At 74.3% G+C, this 13971-nt stretch carries 15 protein-coding genes, 1 pseudogene and 1 riboswitch; of the genes and pseudogenes, 13 read left to right on the top strand and 3 right to left on the bottom strand.

Features of this window, described 5'->3' with window-relative positions; genetic code table 11:
• Nucleotides 1-47: 47 nt before the first annotated feature.
• Both VNL12_RS11190 and VNL12_RS11185 read right to left on the bottom strand, forming a co-directional pair.
• Nucleotides 48-1340 carry an MFS transporter gene (locus tag VNL12_RS11190; RefSeq protein WP_325594536.1) on the bottom strand — a complete coding sequence of 431 codons (1293 nt, stop codon included), beginning with the start codon at nucleotides 1338-1340 and terminating at the stop codon, nucleotides 48-50.
• Nucleotides 1341-1488: 148 nt separating this feature from the next.
• Nucleotides 1489-2094: pseudogene (locus VNL12_RS11185) on the bottom strand (class I SAM-dependent methyltransferase); the annotation flags it as partial.
• A 118-nt stretch (nucleotides 2095-2212) separates the two neighbouring features.
• On the opposite strand from VNL12_RS11185, the gene def reads away from it, so the two are divergent.
• From def to VNL12_RS11165, 4 genes are all read left to right on the top strand, one after another.
• Nucleotides 2213-2782, top strand: a complete 570-nt coding sequence (def, locus tag VNL12_RS11180) for a peptide deformylase (RefSeq protein ID WP_325594532.1) — start codon at nucleotides 2213-2215, stop codon at nucleotides 2780-2782.
• Between the two features lie 14 nt (nucleotides 2783-2796).
• A complete protein-coding gene (gene fmt, locus VNL12_RS11175; protein ID WP_325594530.1) occupies nucleotides 2797-3702 on the top strand; it encodes a methionyl-tRNA formyltransferase in 906 nt (301 codons plus the stop codon).
• Nucleotides 3702-5015 (top strand): transcription antitermination factor NusB, encoded by a 1314-nt coding sequence (locus tag VNL12_RS11170; RefSeq protein ID WP_325594527.1) that lies wholly within the window; start codon nucleotides 3702-3704, stop codon nucleotides 5013-5015. The genes fmt and VNL12_RS11170 overlap by 1 nt, the downstream gene beginning before the upstream one ends.
• 156 nt (nucleotides 5016-5171) lie before the next feature.
• Nucleotides 5172-5636, top strand: coding sequence for a MogA/MoaB family molybdenum cofactor biosynthesis protein (locus VNL12_RS11165; RefSeq protein WP_325594525.1), 465 nt, complete (start codon nucleotides 5172-5174; stop codon nucleotides 5634-5636).
• 71 nt (nucleotides 5637-5707) lie between these two features.
• Here the strand turns inward: VNL12_RS11165 and VNL12_RS11160 are convergent, their stop codons facing one another.
• Nucleotides 5708-6217 carry a GNAT family protein gene (locus VNL12_RS11160; protein ID WP_325594523.1) on the bottom strand — a complete coding sequence of 170 codons (510 nt, stop codon included), beginning with the start codon at nucleotides 6215-6217 and terminating at the stop codon, nucleotides 5708-5710.
• A 128-nt stretch (nucleotides 6218-6345) separates the two neighbouring features.
• A riboswitch (FMN riboswitch) is annotated at nucleotides 6346-6475 on the top strand.
• Between the two features lie 64 nt (nucleotides 6476-6539).
• Between VNL12_RS11160 and ribD the strand changes: the two genes are divergently transcribed.
• The 9 genes from ribD to VNL12_RS11115 all read left to right on the top strand — a co-directional run bounded on the left by ribD (nucleotide 6540) and on the right by VNL12_RS11115 (nucleotide 13912).
• Nucleotides 6540-7568 carry a bifunctional diaminohydroxyphosphoribosylaminopyrimidine deaminase/5-amino-6-(5-phosphoribosylamino)uracil reductase RibD gene (gene ribD / locus VNL12_RS11155; RefSeq protein WP_325594521.1) on the top strand — a complete coding sequence of 343 codons (1029 nt, stop codon included), beginning with the start codon at nucleotides 6540-6542 and terminating at the stop codon, nucleotides 7566-7568.
• 1 nt (nucleotide 7569) lies between these two features.
• The gene (locus VNL12_RS11150; RefSeq protein ID WP_325594519.1) at nucleotides 7570-8277 is read left to right on the top strand and encodes a riboflavin synthase; all 708 of its coding nucleotides are present in this window, start codon (nucleotides 7570-7572) and stop codon (nucleotides 8275-8277) included.
• Entirely contained in the window at nucleotides 8274-9626 is a 1353-nt protein-coding gene (locus VNL12_RS11145) for a bifunctional 3,4-dihydroxy-2-butanone-4-phosphate synthase/GTP cyclohydrolase II (protein WP_325594517.1), read from the top strand. The genes VNL12_RS11150 and VNL12_RS11145 overlap by 4 nt, the downstream gene beginning before the upstream one ends.
• Nucleotides 9626-10111: a 6,7-dimethyl-8-ribityllumazine synthase gene (gene ribH, locus VNL12_RS11140; RefSeq protein WP_325594515.1), complete on the top strand. Its 486-nt coding sequence runs from the start codon at nucleotides 9626-9628 to the stop codon at nucleotides 10109-10111. Before VNL12_RS11145 ends, ribH begins: the two co-directional genes overlap by 1 nt.
• Before the next feature lie 135 nt (nucleotides 10112-10246).
• Entirely contained in the window at nucleotides 10247-11026 is a 780-nt protein-coding gene (locus VNL12_RS11135) for an HAD family hydrolase (RefSeq protein ID WP_325594513.1), read from the top strand.
• A 2-nt stretch (nucleotides 11027-11028) separates the two neighbouring features.
• Nucleotides 11029-11820, top strand: coding sequence for a class I SAM-dependent methyltransferase (locus tag VNL12_RS11130; RefSeq protein ID WP_325594511.1), 792 nt, complete (start codon nucleotides 11029-11031; stop codon nucleotides 11818-11820).
• A 9-nt stretch (nucleotides 11821-11829) separates the two neighbouring features.
• Complete coding sequence (locus tag VNL12_RS11125) at nucleotides 11830-12198, top strand: FKBP-type peptidyl-prolyl cis-trans isomerase (RefSeq protein ID WP_325594509.1); 369 nt, start codon at nucleotides 11830-11832, stop codon at nucleotides 12196-12198.
• A gap of 123 nt (nucleotides 12199-12321) precedes the next feature.
• A complete protein-coding gene (locus VNL12_RS11120; protein ID WP_325594507.1) occupies nucleotides 12322-13533 on the top strand; it encodes a hypothetical protein in 1212 nt (403 codons plus the stop codon).
• Complete coding sequence (locus tag VNL12_RS11115; protein WP_325594505.1) at nucleotides 13496-13912, top strand: amidohydrolase family protein; 417 nt, start codon at nucleotides 13496-13498, stop codon at nucleotides 13910-13912. The genes VNL12_RS11120 and VNL12_RS11115 overlap by 38 nt, the downstream gene beginning before the upstream one ends.
• Nucleotides 13913-13971 lie beyond the last annotated feature (59 nt).

The raw sequence follows: 13971 nt of genomic DNA, 5'->3' as shown, positions 1-13971 counted from the left end.
ACGCAATATCGGGAGGAACGGTCGAGGCAGCCAGGGGGGGGTGGCGGTCAGTCGATCGGCGGCGCAGTGCTCTCGGCGGTGTCCTCGGGGAGGGGATCGAGGTCGGTGCGGGCCAGGAGCACCACGGCCACCACCGGCACGATGCCGGCCACGATCAGCGCCGTGGTGGTGGAGGCGAGGTCGGCGACGGCGCCGTCGACGAGGGCGGCGAGCGGGCGACTGCCGAGCAGGGCGACCGACCACAGCGCCATGACCCGGGCCCGGAGGCCCTCGGGCACCCGGCGTTGGAGGGCGCCGTTGAGCGAGGTGATGCCGATCAGGAACCCGGCGCCGGCCAGGGCGAGGGCGACCAGGGCGCCCGCCGCGACCGGCGTGGTGCCCAGGGCGACCAGGCCCACCGACACGAGCACCAGGCCCAGCTGGGTCGAGCGGCGAGACCCGATCCGGCGCCGCACCCGGTCGACGACCACCGCGGTGAGGGCGGCTCCGCCGCCGAACGCCGAGACGAGCGCCCCGACGAAGGCGTCTGAACGTCCGAGCCCCTCGGCCACGGCGGGGGAGAGGGTGTTGACGGGGTCCGACGCCCAGCCCAGGGCCAAGGTGGCGAGCAGGATCGGCACCGCCACCGGATCGTCGCGCACCCAGCGGAACCCGGCGCGGATCGACCGGTCGGCGCCCGCGGCGGCCGCCTCGACCGGTCGGGGACGGATCGCCAGGAGGGCGACGATCATCACCAGGAAGGTGGCTGCATTGACGCCGAAGGCGGCCGCCGCGCCGGCGGTGGCGATCAGGGCGCCGGCGAGGGCGGGGCCGATGGCCCGGGCCAGGTTGAAGGTGACCGAGCTGAGGGCGATGGCGGAGTCGAGATCGGCGCGCCGCACCAGCTGCGGGACGATGGCCTGCACCATCGGCACCGCGGCGGCGTAGCCCACGCCGATCACGAGGGTCGCGGCGTAGACGGGGAGGGGCCCACCCAGGCCGTCCACGCCGAGCACGGCGACGGCCGCCGCCAAGCAGGCGGCCCCGGCGAAGGACACCGCTTGAGCCCCGATCAGCAGGCGGCGGCGGTCGAGGCGATCGCCGGCCACCCCGGCCCAGGGGGACAGCACCAAGGTGGCCGAGAACTGCAGGATGCTCACCAACCCCACCAGGGTGTTGGAGCCCGTCAGGTCGTAGACGACGACGCTGGCGGCCAGGTTCTGGAACCAGTTGCCGGCGTTGGACACCAGCGTGCCGACGAAGAAGGGCCCGAACGTGCGGTCGACGAGGAGTGCCCCCGGCCCGCGCGCCGGCGCCTCGTCGAGGTCGTCTGACCGGCCGCCGGTCCGCTCCACGGTCATGGACCGAGCTCCCGCTGCCGGCCGTCGGCGGGCGAGGCTGTCACCCGGTCGGGTCGTCCCCGCCGGTCGTTGGGTCGGCATCAGTCGAGGAGGTCACATCGGTCGACGGGCCCGCATCGGTCGACGGGCCCGCATCGGTCGACGGGCCCACGTCGAGCAGGCGGTAGCCGCGACGCGAGCCCCGTCGCGACACGGGGTGTCCGCGCTCGGCCAGCCACCGGTGCAGCGAGTCGGCGCCCAGGTTCCGCGCCACGACCAGGTGGGCGGCGCCCTCGGGGGCGAGCCGGGGCAGCCACTCCAGCAGCAGGCCGTGCAGCGCGGCCTTGCCCACCCGCACCGGTGGGTTCGACCAGATGCCGTCCACGACGAGGTCGCCGGGGGCCTCGGCGGGGGTGGCGACGCGCACCCGGTCGCCCACCCCGGCCGCGGCCGCGTTGGTCCGGGTGAGCTCCAGGGCCCGCTCGTTCACGTCGACGGCCCACACCGTGGCCGCTGGTGCGCGTCGGGCCAGGGCGATGGCGATGGGCCCGTAGCCACAGCCGACGTCGACGAGGGTCGCGGGGTCGGGACCGGGCCGGGCCCCGCCATCGAGCAGGAACTGGGTGCCGAGGTCGATGCCGGTGGCGGAGAACACCCCGGCGTCGGTGCCGAGGGTGATGTCGCCCTCGACGCCGCCCAGGCGCAGGGCCACGCGGCGGGGCTTCGACGCGGCTCCGGGGGTGGCCGAGAAGTAGTGGTCACCCGGGCCCGCCATGACGGCGCACGGTACCCCTCCCGACCCCCGCCGCCGACCTGGTGGCCTCGGTCATGGGGTTCGGCGCCCACCCGCTCGCGGCGGGGCTCCCGAACCCCAGCCGGTACCCTGGCGACCCATGGTCGCCTACGAGATCCGCATCATCGGTGACCCCGTGCTGCGGGAGGTGGCCGAGGACGTGACCGACATCGACGGCGCCCTGGTCCGGGTGACCGAGGGCATGGTCGAGGCGATGTACCGGGCCGACGGGTTGGCGGTGGCCGCTCCGCAGGTGGGCGTGGGCAAGCGGGTCGTGGTGTACCAGCTGCCCGATGACCCCGAGCCGTCGGTGATCATCAACCCCCGCATCGTCGCCTGGGGTGACGAGCAGTGGAGCTACTCCGAGGGCTGCCTGTCGATGCCCGGCGTGTACTGGGACATCGTGCGGCCCAAGGTGGTGCACGTGGTGGGCCTCGACCTCGGCGGCAACGAGATCTCCCTGGAGGCCGACGAGCTAGCAGCCCGCATGTACCAACACGAGCTCGACCACCTGGACGGCGTGCTCATGACCGATCGCCTCGACGACGACCAGCAGCGCGACGCCCGCAAGGTCGTGCGTGAGCTGCTGCTGGCCCGTTCCGGCGCGGGGTCCGTCGCCGGCGTCATGCCCGCGGGCGCCACACCTGCCGGCGCCTCGCTCCTCCCCTGAGCGTCGTCGCGCCCGTGCCCGCGTCGCCCCCGAGTCGCCCCCGCCGTCTGGTCTTCCTGGGCACGCCCGAAGTGGCTGTGGCGTCGCTTCGGGCGCTGGTGGAGGCCGGCTTCGACGTGCCGCTGGTCGTGTCGCAACCGGATCGTCGTCGGGGGCGGGGTTCGGAGGTGAGCCCCACACCGGTGAAGGCAGCGGCCCTCGCTCTGGGGTTGGCGGTGACCGACCGGGTCGACGACGTGATCGAGCTCGACGCGGATCTCGGGGTCGTCGTCGCCTACGGAGAGATCCTGCGGGCCCCGGTGCTCGACGCCCTGCCCATGGTCAACGTGCACTTCTCGCTCCTGCCGCGCTGGCGGGGTGCGGCGCCCGTCGAACGCGCGCTGCTCGCCGGCGACGACCGCACCGGGGTCTGCGTCATGGAGGTGGTTGCGGGCCTCGACGCCGGTGGCGTCCACGCCTCGGCCGAGGTGCCCATCGGTCCCCGAACGACGGCGGGCGAGCTGCGCGCCCGGCTGGCGTCGGTCGGCGCCGACCTGCTCGTCCGCACCCTGCGCGACGGCCTCGGAGCCGCCGTGGCCCAGCAGGGGGAGGTGACCTACGCCCACAAGCTCGGGCCCGACGACCTGCGCCTCGACTGGACCCGGTCGGCCCCTGAGCTCGACCGGGTGGTGCGCGTCGGTGGTGCCTGGACCACGTTCCGAGACCAGCGCCTGCGGGTGTGGGGGGCCACGCCGGCCGAGGGCGACCCCGCGGCGGTCGAACCCGGCCTGGTGGCCGTGGCCGACGGGATCGTCATCGCCGCGACCGGGGCCGGTGCGCTCGTGCTCGACGAGGTCCAGCCCGAGGGCCGAGCCCGGCTGAGCGCGAGCGACTGGGCGCGCGGCGCCCGCCTCACCGGCACCGATCGCCTGGGCGCCTGATGGCGACCGACGCGCCCGGCGACCCGGAGGGGGGTGAGCGGGCTGCGGATGGCGGGCACGCCGAACGCCAGAGCGGCGCGGCCCGCCGCAAGCGGAAGAAGGAGCGCGCCGTCGCCGCCGCGCGCCGGACGCCGCGACCGGCCCGCGGCCCGGTCGCGGGACCGCACGAGGAACGCCGCCCCGACGCCCGGAGGGTCGCGCTCGACGCCCTCGTGCGCATCGAGGAGGGCGGCGCCTATGCCAACCTGGTCATCGGGCCGCTGCTCGACCGCTCCGGCCTCGACGCCCGCGACAAGCGGCTCGTGACCGAGCTGGTCTACGGCACCACCCGCATGCGGCGGGCCTGCGACTGGCTCGTCGACCGCTTCGTCAGCGGCTCGCGCCCGCTCGACCCGCCGACCCGGGCTGCCCTCCGCCTCGGCGCCTACCAGGTCGTGGTCCTCGGCCTGCCGCCCCACGCCGCGGTCGCCACCGCGGTGGACGTGGCCCCGAACCGCTCCCGCGGCCTCGTCAACGCCGTGCTGCGCAAGGTCGCCGCCGACCACGCCGAGCACGGCCGACGCTTCCCGGACCCCGCCACTGCCCTCAGCTATCCGGACTGGATCGTCGAGCGCCTCGTCGCCGACCTCGGGTCCGAGCGGGCCATGGGCGCCCTGGAGTCGATGAGCGCCCCGTCGGAGACCAGCGTCCGGGACGACGGCTACACCCAGGACCGGGCCTCGCAGTGGGTGGCGGACATGGTCGACGCCGCGGGCGGGGATCGGGTGCTCGACCTGTGCGCCGCTCCCGGCGGCAAGGCCACTGCCCTCGCCGCCTCCGGCGCCCGGGTCGTCGCGGCCGACCTCCGCCCGGCCCGGGTCGGGTTGGTCACGGGCAACGCCGAGCGCACCGGCACCGCGGACCGCGTCGCCGCCGTGGTGGCCGACGGCACCCGGCCCCCGTTCGCAGCGCGGTCCTTCGACCGGGTGCTCGTCGACGCCCCGTGCTCCGGGCTCGGGGTGCTCCACCGCCGGGCCGACGCCCGGTGGCGGATCACGGCGGACTCGGTCGACCGACTGGCCGCACTGCAAGCCGACCTCGCGGTGGCCGCCGCCGGCCTCGTCCGCCCCGGTGGGCTGCTGGTGGTGTCGGTCTGCACGCTCACGGCGGCCGAGACCACCGGGGTCGACGCCGCCCTCGCCGAGCGCCGGCCCGACCTCGAGCCCCTCGACCCGCCGGGCCACCCGTGGGTGCCCTGGGGCCGGGGGGCGCTGCTGTTGCCCCAGACGGCCGGCACCGACGGCATGGCGATCCACCGCTACCAGGTGCCGTGACCCCCCGGCCGGACGCATCGGGGCCGTCGGGGCGAACCGGTCGGGGATCTGGGGGTGGGAGCCCCCGAATCCGTTACCAGTTCGACCTCGGTTCGCCGTTGACGGCCGGTCGCGGTCGACGTGGTGGGGGAGCGGCGGGTCTGCGAGGGTGGGGTCGTGCCTGACGCCAAGGTGGTGACCGTGTCCGACGGGGTCGTGGACGGTGTGCGCGAGGACCGCTCCGGCGCCGCTCTGGTCGACCGGCTGACCGCGGCCGGCTTCGACGTGGTCGACCGGATCGTCACCCCCGACGGTGTGGGCGAGGTGGCCGAGACCCTGCGCCGGGCCACCGCCGGGTTCGCGGGGCTGGTGGTCACCAGCGGCGGCACCGGGTTCGGACCCCGCGACCTCACCCCCGAGGGCACGTCCCTGCTGATCGAGCGCCCGGCCCCCGGCCTGGCCGAGGCCATGCGCCTGGTGAACCCGCTCGGCCGCCTCTCGCGCGGCGTGGCCGGCACCGTCGGGCAGTCACTGGTGCTCAACGTCCCGGGATCGACCTCGGCGTCGGTCGAGTGCCTCGAGGCCGTCCTCGACGTGGTGCCCCACGCCCTCGACCTCATGACCGGCGGCCACCCGCACTGACCGTCGGCCGCCCCGCACTGACCGTCGTCCCGTCCCGGCCGATCAGCCGTCCGGTGATCGTCAGGGCACCTTCAGTCGACCAGGTCCTCGGCCATGAGGTCCATGAGGAGGCCGTCGTGGAAGGTGCCGTCGAGGCCGCGCTCGTAGCACCGCATGACCCCCACGGGCCGGAATCCGACCTTCTCGTAGCAGCGGATCGCCGCGGGGTTGTCGGCCGCAGGGTCGATCACCAGGCGGTGGTGACCGTGATCGGCGATCAGGTGGCGAGCGAGGGTCCGGACCGCATCGGTGCCGATGCCCTGCCCGTGGACCGCGGGGTCGACGAAGACATCGATGCCGGCGTGGCGGTAGTCGGGGTCCTCCTCGCGGTACCACTGGATGCCACCGACGATGCGGCCGCCATCGACGATGACGAGCAGGTGGTGGTCGGTGGAAGAGACATCGGCGCGCACGTCGGTCTGGAGGTCATCGCCCCGCCAGCGGGCCCGCACCCCGGGGGTCGAGCGGATCGCCACCAGCGCCTCGACGTCGGTCCCGATCGCCGGCCGGAGGGTCACGCGCGCTCCGTGCAGCTCGGTCACGGACCCGACCCTACGGCCGTTGGCCGGCGCGATCGCCCCGCGCCGATCCGCTCTGCCCGGCAGGTGACGTCCGTCTCGGGGTGGGGATGAGAACACGTTCTCCTTCTATGCTGGCCCCACAACTGAACACTCCCTCGCGGGGTTGGGTGGAAGTCCCGACCGGTGGTGAGAGCCCACGACCCCCCCGACCTCGGTCGGGGGGCTGACCCGGTGGAACCCCGGGGCCGACGGTCACAGTCCGGATGGAAGCGAGGAACGAACGGCACCCGCCCGGGTGTCCGCGCGTGCCGTGCCCCTGCGAGTCCCCGACCCAGGAGCCCCGGTGCCCGAGACGACCGACGAGGTGCGCATGGCGATGGCCATCGATCTCGGCGCGTCCGTGCGCACCACCACCGCGCCCAACCCGTGGGTGGGCGCGGTTGTGGTCACGACCGAGGGGACGGTCCACGGCGGGGCCACCGAGCCTCCCGGAGGGCGTCACGCCGAGGTCGTCGCCCTCGATGCGGCGCGGGGCGCCGGCGGCGACCTGGCCACGCACGGCGCCACCGTCTACGTGACGCTCGAGCCGTGCGCCCACCAGGGCCTCACCGGACCCTGCTCGAAGGCGCTGATCGACGCCGGCGTGCGCCGCGTCGTCGTCGCCGTGGCCGACCCCGATCGCCGGGTCGCGGGGGCCGGCATGGCCGAGCTGCGCGACGCCGGGGTGGCCGTCGAGCTCGGTTGCCGGGCCGACGACATCACCGACCAGCTCCACCCCTACCTGCACCACCGCCGCACCGGGCGCCCCTATGTCGTGCTGAAGCTGGCGGCCACCCTCGACGGGCGCACCGCGGCACCCGACGGCACCTCGCAGTGGATCACCGGGTCCGAGGCGCGCACCGACGCCCACCGCCTCCGGGCCGAGAGCCAGGCCATCGTCGTCGGGGCCGGCACCGTCGCCGCCGATGACCCGTCGCTCACCACCCGCCTGGTCGAGGGGCCCGACCCCTGGCGCATCGTCCTCGGCGGCGCGCCCGACGGGGCCCGCGTCCACCCGTGTGCCGAGTGGACCCGCGACGACGGTGACCTCGGGGCCCTGCTCGACAGCCTGGGCGAGCGCGGCGTGGTCCAAGCCCTCGTAGAGGGGGGCGCCACGGTGGCCGGCTCGTTCCACCGGGCCGGCCTGGTCGACCACTACGTCGTGTACCTGGCCCCCGCCCTGGCCGGCGGCGACGACGCCCCGGGCCTCTTCGGCGGTCCCGGTCCGGCGACCATCGCTGACATCTGGCGGGGAGAGATCACCGCGGTGACCCCCGTCGGCTCCGACATCCGCGTCGACCTGCGCCCCACCCCTGACCCCGGAGCGACGTGACATGTTCACCGGCATCATCGAGGAGCTGGGCACCGTCTCCGGTCGAGAGGCGATGCGGCTGCGCATCGAGGCCGAAGTGGTGACATCCGACGCCGGCATAGGTGACTCGATCGCCGTCGACGGCACCTGCCTCACCGTGGTCACCCTCGGCGACGGCTGGTGGGAGGCCGACGTGGTCGACGAGACCTTCTCGCGCACCTCGCTTTGCGACCTCGCCCCCGGCGACCGGGTCAACCTCGAGCGCCCGGTGCGGGTGACCGACCGCCTCGGCGGCCACATCGTGCAGGGCCACGTCGACGGCGTCGGCCACGTCGTTGCCCCCACCCCGGACCTGCGCATCACCGTGCCCGTCGACCTCCTGCGCTACGTGGTTCCGAAGGGCTCGATCACCATCGACGGCGTCAGCCTCACCGTCGCCGCCGTCCACGACGACGGCCTCTCGGTGGCGATCATCCCCCACACCGCCGAGGTCACGACCCTCGGCCTCCGTCGCCCGGGCGACGCCGTCAACCTCGAGGTCGACGTGACCGCCAAGCACGTCGAGCGCCTCCTCGCCTGGTACGCCAACCGTGACGCCCTCGCCGGCCTCGACGGGCCCGAGCCCGCCGGCGACGAGGCGCGGCCTGGCGCTGCCGCCGGCCTCCCGTCCCCACCTCCACCCCTGCGGGCACCCCTCGGGTCCGACGCCACCACCTGGAGCCAGCCATGACGCCGTCCTCCGACCCCGCCCACCACCTCGAGGGCGGCCCCGACCCGAGGCCCCCCTTCGCTCCCATCGAGGACGCCATCGCGGCGGTCGGGGGGGGCGAGATCGTGGTCGTCGTCGACGACGAGGACCGCGAGAACGAGGGCGACCTCATCATGGCGGCCGAGGCGGTCACGGCGGAGAAGATCGCGTTCTTCCTCCAGCACTCCTCGGGGGTGATCTGCGCGCCGATCACCGCCGAGCGGGCCGCCGAGCTCGACCTGCGACCCATGGTGGAGCAGAACACCGAGAGCATGCGCACCGCGTTCACGGTGACCGTCGACCACCGCCACGGCACCTCGACCGGGATCTCGGCCCACGACCGGTCGGCCACCATTGCCTCGCTGGTCGACCCGGCCACCCGCCCTGGCGACCTGGCCCGCCCCGGCCACATCTTCCCCCTCGTGGGGCGCCAGGGGGGCGTGCTCAAGCGAGCCGGTCACACCGAGGCGGCCATCGACCTGGCCCGCCTGGCCGGCCTGGCCCCGGCCGGGGTCCTCTGTGAGATCGTCGACGAGAAGAAGATGGACATGGCCCGGGTGCCCGAGCTCGTGCGCTTCGCGGCCGAGCACGACCTGCTCTTCATCTCCATCGCGGACCTGATCCGCTACCGCCGTCGCACCGAGAAGCTGGTGCGCCGGGTGGCCGAGGCCCGCATCCCCACCCAGTGGGGCGACTTCACCAGCTACGTGTTCGAGTCAGTGCTCGACGGCGAGCAGCACGTGGCCATGGTGCGGGGGTCGGTCAACGGCGCCGATGACGTGCTGGTCCGGGTGCACAGCGAGTGCCTCACCGGCGACGTGTTCGGCTCCATGCGCTGCGACTGCGGCGTGCAGCTCGACTCGGCCATGGCGATGATCGCGGCCGAGGACAAGGGCGTGATCGTCTACCTGCGGGGCCACGAGGGTCGCGGCATCGGCATCGGCCACAAGATGCGGGCCTACACGCTGCAGGACGAGGGGCGCGACACCGTCGACGCCAACACCGACCTGGGTCTGCCCGTCGACAGCCGCGAGTACGGCATCGGAGCCCAGATCCTGACCGACCTCGGGATCACCACCATGCGGATCATCACCAACAACCCGGCCAAGTACGGCGGCCTGGACGGCTTCGGCCTCGACATCACCCAACGGGTGCCGTCGGTGACCGCCGCCAACCCGGAGAACATCGCCTACCTCCGCACCAAGCGCGACCGGATGGGCCACCTGCTCGAGGGCCTCGACGACATCGGCGAGGGCGCGGCGCCGACCCCGCCCGCCGATCTCCCCGGCGACCCGCCCCTGGACCTGCCGGCGGCCGGCGAGGAGGCCTGATGGCGGGTGATGCCGCCTCGCCCCGACGGATGGAACCGAACCTCGACGGCGCCGGTGTGCGCGTCGCGGTTGTGGCCGGGCGCTTCAACGACCTGATCACGTTCCGGCTCCTCGATGGGGTGCAGCGGGGCCTGACCGCGGTCGGGGCCGAGCCGCCGACCGTCGAGTGGGTTCCGGGGGCCTTCGAGGTCCCCCTCGCGGCCAAGGCCTTCGCCGAGTCTGGCCGCGTCGACGCGGTTGTCGGCCTCGGGTGTGTGATCCGGGGCGCCACCACCCACTACGAGGCGGTGGCGGGGGAGAGCGCGGCGGGCATCCTGCGCGCCGGGCTGGCCACCGGCGTCCCGATCATCTTCGGCGTGCTCACCACCGAGGACCTCGACCAGGCCCTCGAGCGCTCCGAGGACGCCGGCGGCCACAACGTCGGTGAACAGAGCGCCCACAGCGCGGTCGAGATGGTCCGCCTGCTCGAGCGCATCCGAGCATGACCGAACTTTGAGCGGATGACCGACCCATGTGTCCAGAACCGTGCAAGGTCCGGCTTTCCGGATCCGACGGGCCACAACTTTGAGCGGATGACCGACCCGTGGGTCCAGAACCGTGCAACGTTGGAGGATGGTGGCGTGAGCGAGCAGACATCACCGGTGGTGGGGCGGGACCTCGACGCGGTGCTGTTCGACGTGGGCGGCGTCATCACGATCCCCGACCCGGTCTCGCTCGGCGCCGCCCTGGCCCCGCTGGAGGCCACCGCCACGCTCGTGGACCTGGTGCGAGCCCACTACGTCGGCATGCGGGCTCACGCCACCTCCACCCTCGAGGGCCGAGGCCCATGGCTCGACTACATCGCTGCCTACCTCGCCGAGGCCGGCGTGCCCGCCGAGCGGATGGACGAGGCCTGGCGCGCGTTCACCCGGGTCTTCGGCCACTACTGCTGGCGCTTCCCCATGGTCGAGACGGTGACGGCCATGGAGCGCCTGGGCGAGGCCCAGGTGCTCCTGGGGGTGGTCAGCAACGCCATCGGCCAGGTCGAGGGCCTGATCCGGAACCTGGGCCTGTGCCAGGTCGGCCCCGGCGGCGGCGTGCCGGTCGAGGTCGTCGTCGACTCGGGCGTGGTCGGCGTGGAGAAGCCCGACCCGGCCGTGTTCGCCCCCGCTCTGGAGGTGATGGCGGCCCGGGGGGTGGACCCGGCCCGCATCGGCTACGTGGGCGACAGCCTCCGCTACGACGTCGCCGGCGCCCGCGCCGCCGGGTTGGTGCCGCTGCTGCTCGACCCCTACGACCTCTACGGCGGGGTCGACCTCGGCCCCGGGGCGCATCGCATCGGGTCGGTGCACGACCTGCTCCCGGGCCCCGAGCGCCCCGAGGCCGACCCCGCCGCCCAGCTCGAACCCGAGGCCGACTAGTAGTGGGCCCGGCCCCCGGTCCCGCCTACGACCGCATCGGCGTCGGCTACAGCAGGGTTCGCCGACCGGAGCCGAGCTGGCAGCGGGCCATCGACGCGGCGCTGGCCGGCTGCGCCACGGTCGCCAACGTGGGGGCCGGCGCCGGGTCCTACGAGCCCGCCGGCCGCACTGTCGCCGCCCTGGAGCCCTCGGCGGTGATGGTGGCCCAGCGCCCGGCCGGGGCGGCGCCCGCCGCACGGGCGGTGGCCGAAGCCCTCCCGCTGGTCGATGGCGCGCTCGACGCCGCCCTGGTGGTGCTCAGCCTCCACCACTGGAGCGACTGGCGCGCCGGGCTGGCCGAGCTGCGACGCACCAGTCGGCACCAGGTGATCGTCACCTTCGACGACGACGAGCACGCCGGGCTCTGGCTGATCGATGAGTACCTGCCCGGCATCATGGACCTGGACCTCAACCTGCCACCGTCGCCGACCGCAGTGGCCGAGGCGCTGGGCGGCGGGGTGGTGACGACGCTGCCGGTGCCCCACGACTGCGCCGACGGGATCCTGTGGGCGGGGTGGCGCCGGCCCGAGCGCTACCTCGACCCCGCGGTGCTGGCGGCGGCGTCATCGACCGCGGCGCTTCCCGCGGCCGAGCGGGACCAGGGGATCGAGCGGTTGCGGGCCGACCTGGCGTCCGGCGCGTGGCACCGCCGCCACGCCGACCTGCTCGACCAGGAGGAGATCGACGGTGGCTTCCGCCTCGTCGTCGCCGGCGGGAGCGACGACTCGGGCGGTCGCGAGGAGACCACGCCGTAGGGTGCGGCCATGGCCAAGCCCGACGTCACCGTCCCCGACATCGATCCGCCCGCCCAGATGGAGAGCGACGACCTCACCGTCGGCGACGGGGCCGAGGCGACCTCGGGCAGCAACGTCGAGGTCCACTACGTGGGTGTGTCGTGGTCGACGGGCCAGCAGTTCGACGCCTCATGGGACCGGGGCGACACGTTCACCTTCCGCCTCGGCGCCGGCCAGGTCATCGCCGGGTGGGATCAGGGTGTGGTCGGGATGCGGGTCGGCGGCCAGCGCCGCCTGACCCTGCCGCCGGACATGGCGTACGGCTCCCGCGGGGCACCCGGCGCCATCGCCCCCAACGAGACGCTGGTCTTCGTCGTCGACCTCGTCGGCGTGAGCTGACCCGGGGCCGTCGTCGGGGACACCGGCGCTCCGAAAGCCGACGCAACGCCCCGAGCGGCGGCGACGTTGAACAGGGGAAGGCGACGACCCGCGTGAGGTCGGCCGCTCTGGGAGGCTGAGGCCATGACCGGGCGCTACCGCGACGAGCGTGAGCCGGACCGACCGGCACCGTTGCCGTTCCGGCCGGGGTCGGTGTCGAACGGCGAGTTCCTGCCCGGTCCACCCTCGGCCCGAGACCGGGAGGCGGCCCGCCTGATCGTGGCGCGGGCCGACGCCGCGGCGCGCCGCACGGGCATCGACCGTCGCCGGTTCCTGCAGAGCGCGTCGGGCATGGCCGTGACCCTCGGGGTGCTCAACCTGGCCGGCTGCTCGGGGGACGACACCGCCGGGCCGACGACGGCGACCCCCTCGTCCGGGTCGCCGTCGACCACCGGGGGCCGTCAGCCCACGACGTCACCGCCGGCCGGCACCTACGAGGTTCCCGACCCCGAGGACGCCGCCGCGTGCGAGACCGCCCTCGGCGGCACCGAGCTCATCTTCGACGTCCACACCCACCACGTCATGCCCGACCGGCCGTGGCGGCAGAACGCACCCCGCATCGCGGAGATGATCCTGGGCTTGGTGCCGGCGGGGTGCGCCACCGACGACCGCTACGACTGCCTGGATCGCGCCGCCTACCTCCACGACATGTTCCTGGCCAGCGACACCACCGTCGCCCTGCTCTCCGACGTGCCCAACTCGGGCCCCGACGACGCACCCATGCCGTTCGACGACGCCCTCGGCACCCAGTCCCTGGCCGCCGCCCTGACCACCGGGGGTGCCAGCCGGGTGCTGGTGCACAACGTCATCGCCCCCAACTTCGGTCCGCTCGGCGCCCGCCTCGACGACATGGCGGTCCGGGCCGGCACTGGCAACGTCGCCGCGTTCAAGGTGTACACCGCGTGGGGACCGAACGGCCAGGGCTATGCCCTCGACGACCCCGCCCTCGGCATCCCCGTGATCGAGCAGGCCCGGTCGCTCGGGGTGAAGGTGATGTGCGGGCACAAGGGCCTGCCGCTGCTCGAGTTCGACCGGCGCTTCAACGGCCCCCGCGACCTCGTGGCCCTCGCCCGCGCCTATCCCGACATGGACTTCGTCGTCTACCACGGCGCCTTCGAGATCCAGACCCGCGAGGGGGCCTATGACCCGGCTGCGGCCGAGACCGGCATCGATTCGCTGGTGAAGGCCCTCGATGACCACGGCATCGGCCCCCAACCAGAACGTCTGGGCCGAGCTGGGCACCACGTGGCGAGAGACGATGAACGACCCCGACCAGGCCGCTCACGCCGTCGGTAAGCTGCTCAAGCACGTCGGCACCGAGCGGGTCATGTGGGGCACCGACGGCATCTGGTACGGCTCGCCCCAGCCCCAGATCATGGCCTTCCGGGCCTTCCAGATCGCGGAGGCCACCGCCGCCGAGCACGGTTACCCGATGCTCACGCCGGAGGTGAAGGCCAAGGTGTTCGGCCTCAACGCGGCCCGGCTCTTCGGCCTCGACCCCGACGCCACCCGCTGCGCCCTCGACGCCGACGGCCTGGCCGCGGCGCGCGACGAGGCCCGCCTGATGGTGGCCTCGGGCGCCCTGCCCCCGCCCTGGCAGCCGCGGGGGCCGATGACCCGCCGGGAGGTGCTGGGCTGGCTCAGCCGGGCCGACGCCCCCTACACCCCCTGGTAGCCGCTCACCGACGGCGAAGCGGTGAGCAGATGGGCACCGAACGGTGGTCGCGTGCTCAC

The organism is Iamia sp. (assembly GCF_035575815.1).
Classification (GTDB): domain Bacteria; phylum Actinomycetota; class Acidimicrobiia; order Acidimicrobiales; family Iamiaceae; genus Iamia.
Note: the sequence above shows the minus strand (reverse complement) of the source record. Positions and strands in the feature narration are given on the sequence as shown.

Coding starts and splice junctions, on each gene's coding strand:
- VNL12_RS11170 (WP_325594527.1), top strand. CDS start 3,702: ATGGCGACCGACGCGCCCGGCGACCCGGAGGGGGGTGAGCGGGCTGCG.
- VNL12_RS11145 (WP_325594517.1), top strand. CDS start 8,274: ATGACGCCGTCCTCCGACCCCGCCCACCACCTCGAGGGCGGCCCCGAC.
- VNL12_RS11120 (WP_325594507.1), top strand. CDS start 12,322: ATGACCGGGCGCTACCGCGACGAGCGTGAGCCGGACCGACCGGCACCG.
- VNL12_RS11190 (WP_325594536.1), bottom strand. CDS start 1,340: ATGACCGTGGAGCGGACCGGCGGCCGGTCAGACGACCTCGACGAGGCG.
- VNL12_RS11150 (WP_325594519.1), top strand. CDS start 7,570: ATGTTCACCGGCATCATCGAGGAGCTGGGCACCGTCTCCGGTCGAGAG.
- ribH (WP_325594515.1), top strand. CDS start 9,626: ATGGCGGGTGATGCCGCCTCGCCCCGACGGATGGAACCGAACCTCGAC.
- def (WP_325594532.1), top strand. CDS start 2,213: ATGGTCGCCTACGAGATCCGCATCATCGGTGACCCCGTGCTGCGGGAG.
- VNL12_RS11125 (WP_325594509.1), top strand. CDS start 11,830: ATGGCCAAGCCCGACGTCACCGTCCCCGACATCGATCCGCCCGCCCAG.
- VNL12_RS11115 (WP_325594505.1), top strand. CDS start 13,496: ATGAACGACCCCGACCAGGCCGCTCACGCCGTCGGTAAGCTGCTCAAG.